The sequence below is a fragment of the Hydrogenophaga sp. genome, assembly GCF_026125785.1.
GTDB lineage: Bacteria > Pseudomonadota > Gammaproteobacteria > Burkholderiales > Burkholderiaceae_C > Hydrogenophaga.
This window is the reverse complement of the sequence record NZ_JAHCKL010000037.1, coordinates 1-9,114: the sequence shown is the minus strand read 5'-3', so window position 1 is coordinate 9,114 and position 9,114 is coordinate 1. Positions and strand designations below refer to the sequence as shown.

7 protein-coding genes, 1 tRNA gene and 1 pseudogene are annotated in these 9,114 nt (G+C 63.0%); all 9 read left to right on the top strand.

Annotation, left to right across the window (positions count from 1 at the left end; all coding sequences use genetic code 11):
* Positions 1-27: 27 nt before the first annotated feature.
* Positions 28-103: transfer RNA gene (locus KIT53_RS20080), tRNA-Trp, on the top strand.
* 153 nt (positions 104-256) lie between these two features.
* Positions 257-640: a preprotein translocase subunit SecE gene (gene secE / locus KIT53_RS20075; RefSeq protein WP_297756247.1), complete on the top strand. Its 384-nt coding sequence runs from the start codon at positions 257-259 to the stop codon at positions 638-640.
* Positions 640-1,206 (top strand): transcription termination/antitermination protein NusG, encoded by a 567-nt coding sequence (gene nusG / locus KIT53_RS20070; RefSeq protein ID WP_297756245.1) that lies wholly within the window; start codon positions 640-642, stop codon positions 1,204-1,206. Before secE ends, nusG begins: the two co-directional genes overlap by 1 nt.
* Before the next feature lie 119 nt (positions 1,207-1,325).
* Positions 1,326-1,757, top strand: a complete 432-nt coding sequence (gene rplK, locus KIT53_RS20065; RefSeq protein ID WP_297653085.1) for a 50S ribosomal protein L11 — start codon at positions 1,326-1,328, stop codon at positions 1,755-1,757.
* Positions 1,758-2,453 carry a 50S ribosomal protein L1 gene (rplA, locus tag KIT53_RS20060; RefSeq protein ID WP_297756244.1) on the top strand — a complete coding sequence of 232 codons (696 nt, stop codon included), beginning with the start codon at positions 1,758-1,760 and terminating at the stop codon, positions 2,451-2,453.
* Positions 2,454-2,718: 265 nt separating this feature from the next.
* Positions 2,719-3,243 (top strand): 50S ribosomal protein L10, encoded by a 525-nt coding sequence (gene rplJ / locus KIT53_RS20055; RefSeq protein WP_297756242.1) that lies wholly within the window; start codon positions 2,719-2,721, stop codon positions 3,241-3,243.
* Positions 3,244-3,286: 43 nt separating this feature from the next.
* A complete protein-coding gene (gene rplL / locus KIT53_RS20050; RefSeq protein ID WP_297756240.1) occupies positions 3,287-3,667 on the top strand; it encodes a 50S ribosomal protein L7/L12 in 381 nt (126 codons plus the stop codon).
* Between the two features lie 268 nt (positions 3,668-3,935).
* Entirely contained in the window at positions 3,936-8,060 is a 4,125-nt protein-coding gene (rpoB, locus tag KIT53_RS20045) for a DNA-directed RNA polymerase subunit beta (protein WP_297756239.1), read from the top strand.
* A gap of 131 nt (positions 8,061-8,191) precedes the next feature.
* A pseudogene (locus KIT53_RS20040) lies at positions 8,192-9,114 on the top strand (DNA-directed RNA polymerase subunit beta'); the annotation flags it as partial.

The following is a 9,114-nucleotide window of genomic DNA, read 5'->3' as shown; positions in this document are numbered from 1 at the left end:
AGTTCCCTCCAAGGGGTACAAGCCAGTAGGGGTATAGCTCAATTGGCAGAGCGTCGGTCTCCAAAACCGAAGGTTGTAGGTTCGATTCCTACTGCCCCTGCCACCCAACAGGATCTGTTCAGGCGCTGAACCCTTCCTGTTCCGAGGTGTCACAAGCCCACCGAAGTCGCGAAGACCTCTGGTGGGCTTGCGTGTCTCAAGCTTGGGGGCTTTCCCGGCTGCGGCGCGCATTTTGAAAAGTATTGTCTGGATCGTCATGGCCACTTCCGAAGTTCAAACCGTCCACTCCGGCGCCGACAAGGCCAAGCTGGCGGTGGCTGTCGCGCTGCTGCTGGCTTCGTTCGTGGCGTTCTACCTGCTGTCGGCTCAGGGCTCGCTCGCCCAGTGGGGTGTCTTGATCGTCGGCCTGGCGGCTGCGATCGGGGTCTTTGCGGTTTCGGAGTCCGGCAAGCAATTGCTGGCCTTCGGTCGCGATGCCTGGCGTGAAGTCAAGAAGGTGGTCTGGCCGGCCCGCAAGGAGGCCATCCAGATGACGGCTTACGTGTTTGCGTTCGTGTTCGTGATGGCCCTGTTTCTGTGGCTCACCGACAAGACCGTCGAATGGGTGTTCTACGACCTGATCCTGGGCTGGAGGAAATGATGAGTGAGCAGAACAGTCCCTTGACCGCCGCCGAAGGCATGCGCTGGTATGTCGTGCATGCCTACTCCGGCATGGAGAAGGCCGCGGAGCGCAACATCATCGAGCGCATCAACCGCGCGGGCATGCAGGACAAATTCGGCCGGATCCTGGTCCCCACCGAAGAGGTGGTGGAGATGAAGAACGGTCAGAAGCGCACGACCGAGCGCAAGTTCTTCCCTGGCTACGTGCTGGTGGAAATGGTGATGGACGACGACACCTGGCACCTGGTGAAGCACACCAACAAGGTGACGGGCTTTGTTGGTGGTGCCAAGAACCGCCCGGCGCCGATCTCCGAGGAAGACGTCCAGAAGATCGTCAACCAGATGCAGGAAGGCACGGACAAACCGCGCCACAAGGTCGAGTTCGTCGTGGGCGAATACGTCCGCGTCAAGGAAGGCCCGTTCACGGACTTCAACGGCACGGTCGAGGAAGTCAACTACGAAAAGAACAAGATGCGTGTGTCGGTGACCATCTTCGGTCGCGCCACGCCCGTCGAGCTCGAGTTCAGCCAGGTCGAGAAGACCTGAGGTTTTTTCGTGGTGCAGACGGGTCGGCCCGACGTCTGCGCCATCTGATCTTTTCCGGGCCCCCAACCGCGAGGAGGTTGTCTGTCATGGCAACCGTTTGCACTCGCAGGAGCTGAAATATGGCGAAGAAAATCGTCGGCTTCATCAAGCTGCAGGTGCCAGCTGGTAAGGCCAACCCCTCTCCCCCGATCGGTCCGGCGCTGGGTCAGCGCGGCCTGAACATCATGGAGTTCTGCAAGGCGTTCAACGCCCAGACCCAGGGCGTGGAGCCCGGTCTGCCGCTGCCCGTGGTGATCACGGCCTTCGCGGACAAGAGCTTCACCTTCATCATCAAGACGCCGCCGGCGACCACCCTGATCAAGAAGGCGATCAAGCTGGACAAGGGTTCCCCGGTGCCCAACAAGAACAAGGTCGGCAAGATCACGCGTGCACAGCTCGAAGAGATCGCCAAGACCAAGATGAAGGACATGACCGCTGCCGATGTGGACGCCGCCGTGCGCACCATCGCCGGTTCGGCCCGCTCGATGGGCGTGATTGTGGAGGGCGTGTAAATGGCCAAGCTGACCAGGAAACAGAAGGCGTTCGAGGGCAAGGTCGACAGCACCAAGCTGTACGCCCTGGGCGAAGCCCTGGCGATCGTCAAGGAATGCGCCAGCGCCAAGTTTGACGAGTCCATCGACGTGGCGGTTCAGCTCGGCGTGGACGCCAAGAAGTCCGATCAGGTGGTGCGTGGCGCCGTCGTGATGCCCAACGGCACCGGCAAGACCAAGCGCGTGGCCGTGTTCGCCCAAGGCGCCAAGGCCGAAGAAGCCAAGGCCGCCGGCGCCGATATCGTCGGCATGGACGACCTGGCTGCGGACATCAAGGCGGGCAACATGAACTTCGACGTGGTCATCGCCTCGCCGGACGCCATGCGCATCGTCGGTACCCTGGGTCAGGTGCTCGGTCCCCGTGGCCTGATGCCCAACCCCAAGGTCGGCACCGTCACGCCCGACGTGGCCACCGCGGTGAAGAACGCCAAGGCAGGTCAGGTGCAGTTCCGCGTGGACAAGGCTGGCATCGTGCACGGCACCATCGGCCGCCGTTCGTTCGATGCCGAGAAGCTCCAGGGCAACCTGGTGGCGCTGCTCGACGCGCTGACCAAGGCCAAGCCGGCGACCAGCAAGGGTGTGTACCTGCGCAAGGTGGCGGTGTCGTCGACCATGGGGGTTGGCGTTCGCGTGGACATGCAATCCATCTCGGCGTGATCGCCTGGATGGGCTGAAAAGAGGAATTCGGGCGGTTCGCCGCCTGGGTGTGGTGGGCCCGAGAGTCGGCTGTTCCAGCCGGCTCAAGGGGCCATCCGAGACCGTTGGCGCCGATCTGCCCTGCGAAGGGCAGAAACGGCTTAATAGTGACAAGCCAACGCAGATGGCGATCCCGCTGCAGATGGAATCCGTTCCAAAACAGTTGGTCGCTGCAATGAGGCGTGTCCCAGGCCCCAGGGCCGAAGACACATTTAAGGAGTAGACCTTGAGTCTGAATCGCAGTGAGAAAGAAGCGGTCATTTCCGAAGTGACCAGCCTCGCCGCTCAAGCTCAAACGCTCGTGATGGCGGAATACCGTGGCATCACGGTCGCGAACATGGACAAACTGCGCGTGACAGCCCGCAGCAATGGCGTGAACCTGAGTGTGTTGAAGAACACCCTGGCCCGCCGTGCGGTGGCTGGCAGCCCGTTCGAAGTGGCCGCCGACCAGATGACCGGTCCGCTGATCTATGGCTTCTCCGTCGACGCCGTGGCCGCCGCGAAAGTGGTGGCCGATTTCGCGAAGACCGACGACAAGTTGGTCATCCGCGCTGGCGTGTACGGCGGAAAGGTCCTGGACGTCGAGGGCGTGAAGCAGCTTGCCAACATCCCTTCCAAGGAAGTGTTGCTGGCCCAGCTGTGTGGCTTGCTGAAGTCGCCGATCTCGCGCACAGCCGTGGTGCTGGGCGCGCTGGCGGCCAAGAAGGGCGAAGGCGCTGCCGCTCCGGCAGCCGAAGCTGCCGCGGCCTGATCGGCGCGGCGAGTTTGTTCAAACCAATTGTTAGGAAATCAAAATGGCATTCGATAAAGACGCATTTCTGACCGCGCTGGACAGCATGACGGTCATGGAACTCAACGACCTGGTGAAAGCCATCGAAGAGAAGTTTGGTGTGAGCGCTGCCGCCATGGCCGCTCCGGCCGCCGGTGGTGCTGGCGGTGGTGCCGCTGCCGCTGCCGAAGAGAAGACCGAATTCAACGTGGTCCTCTCCGAAGCCGGCGCCAACAAGGTGGCGGTCATCAAGGCCGTGCGCGAGATCACCGGCCTGGGCCTCAAGGAAGCCAAGGACCTGGTGGACGGCGCGCCCAAGAACGTCAAGGAAGGCATTGCCAAGGCCGACGCCGAAGCCGCCGTCAAGAAGCTGGTGGAAGCCGGCGCCAAGGCCGAACTCAAGTAAGACGGCCTTGTTCCGAGGCTGGAGTGTCCTGCAAGGGCCTCCAGCCTTTGACGCTTTCAGAGCGCACCCAAAAATCGGCCCTCCGGTCCCGCAGAACCGGCTGCCAGGCGATTTTTGAGTGTCTTCTGATCCCGACTGCAGAAGACCACTTGGTTCGGGCCCGCGTGCAACGCGCGGGCCGTCCGCCAACGGCAAGTAGTGGCTTGCCGCCAAGTCTGCCGCCCGCGCCGGCAAGACAGTCGCCGAAGACCTCAAGCCCGGAGATCTCATGGCCTCAGCATCGAAATACTCATACACCGAACGCAAGCGCATCCGCAAGAGCTTCGGCACCCGCGAAAACGTTCTGACGATTCCCTACCTGCTGCAGATGCAGAAGGACGCTTACACCGCGTTCCTGCAGGCGGACGTGCCCCCGCGCAAGCGCACCAACGAAGGCCTGCAGGCCGCGTTCGAGGCGGCCTTCCCCATCGTCTCCCACAACGGCTTCGTGGAGATGAAGTTCGTCGAATACAACCTGGCCAAGCCCGCCTTCGACGTGCGCGAATGCCAGACCCGCGGCCTGACCTTTGCCTCGGCGGTGCGTGCACGCGTGCAACTCATCATCTACGACCGTGAGTCCTCGACCTCGCAGTCCAAGGTGGTCAAGGAGGTGAAGGAGCAGGAGGTGTACATGGGCGAGGTGCCCCTGATGACCGACAAGGGCTCGTTCATCATCAACGGTACCGAACGCGTGATCGTGTCGCAGTTGCACCGCTCGCCGGGTGTGTTCTTCGAGCACGACAAGGGCAAGACGCACAGCTCGGGCAAGCTGCTGTTCTCCGCCCGCATCATTCCCTACCGCGGCTCCTGGCTCGACTTCGAGTTCGATCCCAAGGACGTGCTGTTCTTCCGCGTCGACCGCCGCCGCAAGATGCCGGTGACCATCCTGCTCAAGGCCATTGGCCTGACGCCGGAAACCATCCTGGCCAACTTCTTCGTCAACGACCACTTCCGCCTGATGGACAGTGGCGCGCAGATGGCCTTCGTGGCCGAGCGCCTGCGCGGCGAAGTGGCCCGTTTCGACATCACCGACAAGAGCGGCAAGGTCGTGGTGGCCAAGGACAAGCGCATCACCGCGCGCCACACCCGTGAGCTGGAGCAGTCCGGCACCACGCACATCAGCGTGCCCGAGGACTTCCTGATCGGTCGCGTGGTGGCCCGCAACATCGTCGATGCCGACACCGGCGAGATCATCGCCAAGGCCAACGAAGAGCTGACCGAAGCCCTGCTCAAGAAACTGCGCACCGCTGGCGTGCAGGACCTGCAGTGCCTCTACACCAACGAACTGGACCAGGGCGCTTACATCTCGCAGACCCTGCGCATCGACGAAACCGCCGACGAGTTCGCCGCCCGCGTGGCCATCTACCGCATGATGCGCCCCGGCGAGCCGCCGACCGAAGACGCCGTGCAGGCCCTGTTCCACCGCCTGTTCTACAACCCGGACACGTACGACCTGTCGCGCGTGGGTCGCATGAAGTTCAACGCCCGCGTGGGCCGCGATGAATCCACCGGCCCCATGGTGCTGTCGAACGACGACATCCTGGCCGTCGTGAAGATCCTGGTGGATCTGCGCAATGGCCGTGGCGAGGTGGACGACATCGACCACCTGGGCAACCGCCGCGTGCGCTGCGTGGGTGAACTCGCCGAGAACCAGTACCGCACCGGTCTGGCGCGGATCGAGAAAGCCGTGAAGGAGCGTCTGGGCCAGGCCGAGCAAGAGCCTCTGATGCCGCACGACCTGATCAACTCCAAGCCGATCTCCGCGGCCTTGAAGGAGTTCTTCGGCGCGTCGCAGCTCTCGCAGTTCATGGACCAGACCAACCCGCTGGCGGAAATCACGCACAAGCGCCGCGTCTCGGCCCTGGGCCCGGGCGGTCTGACCCGCGAGCGTGCCGGCTTCGAGGTGCGCGACGTGCACGTGACCCACTATGGCCGCGTCTGCCCGATCGAAACGCCTGAAGGTCCGAACATCGGTCTGATCAACTCGCTGGCGCTGTACGCACGCCTCAACGAGTACGGTTTCATCGAGACGCCCTACCGCCGCGTGGTCGATGGCAAGGTGACGAACCAGATCGACTACCTGTCGGCCATCGAGGAAGGCAAGTACGTCATTGCCCAGGCCAACGCGGCGCTCGACGCCGAAGGCCGCCTGACCGGTGACCTCATCTCCGCCCGCGAGAAGGGTGAATCCATCCTGACCCCCGCCGACACCATCCAGTACATGGACGTGTCGCCCGCGCAGATCGTCTCGGTGGCGGCTTCGCTCGTGCCCTTCCTGGAGCACGATGACGCCAACCGCGCGCTCATGGGTGCCAACATGTCGCGCCAGGCCGTGCCTGTGCTGCGTCCTGAGAAGCCGCTGGTGGGTACCGGCATCGAGCGCGTTGCCGCGATCGACTCCGGCACCGTGGTCACCGCCAAGCGCGGCGGCGTGGTCGATTACGTGGACGCGACCCGCATCGTGATCCGCGTGAACGACGACGAAGCCGTGGCGGGCGAAGTGGGTGTGGACATCTACAACCTCATCAAGTACCAGCGTTCCAACCAGAACACCAACATCCACCAGCGCCCCATCGTCAAGAAGGGCGACAAGCTGGCGGCTGGTGACGTGATCGCCGACGGCGCCTCCACCGACCTGGGCGAGATCTCGATCGGCCAGAACATGCTGATCGCGTTCATGCCCTGGAACGGCTACAACTTCGAAGACTCGATCCTGATCAGCGAACGCGTGGTGGCCGACGACCGCTACACCTCGATCCACATCGAGGAGCTCGTGGTGATGGCGCGCGACACGAAGCTGGGCGCGGAAGAAATCACCCGCGACATTCCCAACCTGGCCGAGCAGCAGCTCAACCGCCTGGACGACTCCGGCATCATCTACGTGGGTGCCGAAGTGCAACCCGGCGACGTGCTGGTGGGCAAGGTCACGCCCAAGGGCGAGACCACGCTGACGCCGGAAGAGAAGCTGCTGCGCGCGATCTTCGGCGAGAAGGCTTCCGACGTGAAGGACACTTCGCTGCGCGTGGACCAGGGTTCGCAGGGCACCGTCATCGACGTGCAGGTCTTCACCCGCGAAGGCATTCAGCGCGACAAGCGCGCCCAGCAGATCATCGACGATGAACTCAAGCGCTTCCGCCTGGACCTCAACGACCAGCTCCGCATCGTCGAGGCCGACGCCTTCGACCGTATCGAGAAGCTGCTGACCGGCAAGGTCGCCAATGGCGGCCCCAAGAAGCTGGCCAAGGGCACCACCATCGACAAGGCCTACCTGGACGAAGTCGAGAAGTACCACTGGTTCGACATCCGTCCGGCCGACGACAACGTCGCCGCCCAACTGGAGTCCATCAAGAACTCCATGGAGCAGACCCGCCACAGCTTCGACCTCGCGTTCGAAGAGAAGCGCAAGAAGCTCACCCAGGGCGACGAGCTGCCTGCTGGCGTGCTCAAGATGGTCAAGGTCTACCTGGCCGTCAAGCGCCGCCTGCAGCCCGGTGACAAGATGGCAGGCCGTCACGGCAACAAGGGCGTGGTCTCCAAGATCGTGCCCGTGGAAGACATGCCGCACATGGCCGACGGCACGCCAGCCGACATCGTGCTCAACCCGCTGGGCGTGCCTTCGCGCATGAACGTGGGGCAGGTGCTCGAGGTCCACCTGGGCTGGGCCGCCAAGGGCCTGGGCCAGCGCATCGGCGATATGCTGCAGGCCGAGGCCAAGGTGGCCGAGCTGCGCAAGTTCCTGGAAGGGATCTACAACCAGGTCGGCAAAAAGGAGGCCCTGGGTCACCTGAGCGATGCCGACGTGCTGGAGATGGCTGAGAACCTGCAGTCCGGCGTGCCCTTCGCCACGCCGGTGTTCGATGGTGCTTCGGAAGACGAGATCCGCGCCATGCTCAAGCTGGCCTATCCGGACGACATCGCCCAGCTCAAAGGTCTGACCGAGTCGCGCACGCAAGCACAGCTTTACGACGGCCGCACCGGCGACCCGTTCGAGCGCAAGACCACCGTGGGCTACATGCACTTCCTCAAGCTGCACCATCTGGTCGACGACAAGATGCACGCCCGTTCCACTGGCCCGTACTCGCTCGTGACCCAGCAGCCGCTGGGCGGCAAGGCGCAGTTCGGTGGTCAGCGCTTCGGGGAGATGGAAGTGTGGGCGCTGGAGGCCTATGGCGCTTCGTACATCCTGCAGGAAATGCTCACCGTCAAGTCCGACGACGTGCAAGGCCGCACCAAGGTGTACGAGTCCATCGTCAAGGGCGAGCACACGATCGACGCCGGCATGCCCGAGTCGTTCAACGTGCTGGTCAAGGAAATCCGCTCGCTGGGTATCGACATCGAATTGGAACGCGGATGACCCCCTGCGCCGCTCCGCGGCTTCCCCCTGAAAGGGGGACAACACCTGCGGCCTGGCAAAGCCAGTTCCGCGGTGTTCTGGGTCAAGCCCTTCGTTCCTGATTCTTTGTCTTAGTTTTTAAGGAAATTCACATGAAATCCTTGCTCGACCTGTTCAAGCAGTTCACGCCCGACGAGCATTTCGATGCCATCCGCATCGGTCTGGCTTCGCCGGAAAAAATCCGCTCGTGGTCTTTCGGTGAAGTCAAGAAGCCCGAGACCATCAACTACCGCACCTTCAAGCCTGAGCGCGACGGTCTGTTCTGCGCCAAGATCTTCGGTCCCATCAAGGACTACGAGTGCCTTTGCGGCAAGTACAAGCGCCTCAAGCACCGCGGCGTGATCTGCGAGAAGTGCGGCGTTGAAGTCACCCAGACCAAGGTGCGCCGCGAGCGCATGGGCCACATCGACCTGGCCGCGCCCTGCGCCCACATCTGGTTCCTGAAGTCGCTGCCCTCCCGCCTGGGCCTGATCCTGGACATGACGCTGCGCGATATCGAGCGCGTGCTGTACTTCGAAGCCTACGTGGTGGTGGACCCCGGCATGACGCCGCTGAAGAAGTTCAGCATCATGAGCGAGGACGACTTCGATGCCAAGCGCAAGGAATTCGGCGACGAATTCGTGGCCAAGATGGGCGCCGAAGGCATCAAGGAACTGCTGCAGAACATCGACCTCGACATCGAGATCGAGAAGCTGCGCAACGACCTGACCGGCTCCGAACTGAAGATCAAGAAGAACGCCAAGCGCCTGAAGGTGCTGGAAGCCTTCAAGAAGTCCGGTATCAAGCCCGAATGGATGGTGCTGGACGTGCTGCCCGTGCTGCCGCCGGACCTGCGTCCGCTGGTGCCGCTGGATGGCGGCCGCTTCGCGACCTCGGACCTGAACGACCTGTACCGCCGCGTCATCAACCGCAACAGCCGTCTGCGTCGCCTGCTGGAACTGAAGGCGCCGGAGATCATCGCGCGCAACGAGAAGCGCATGCTCCAGGAAGCCGTGGACAGCCTGCTGGACAACGG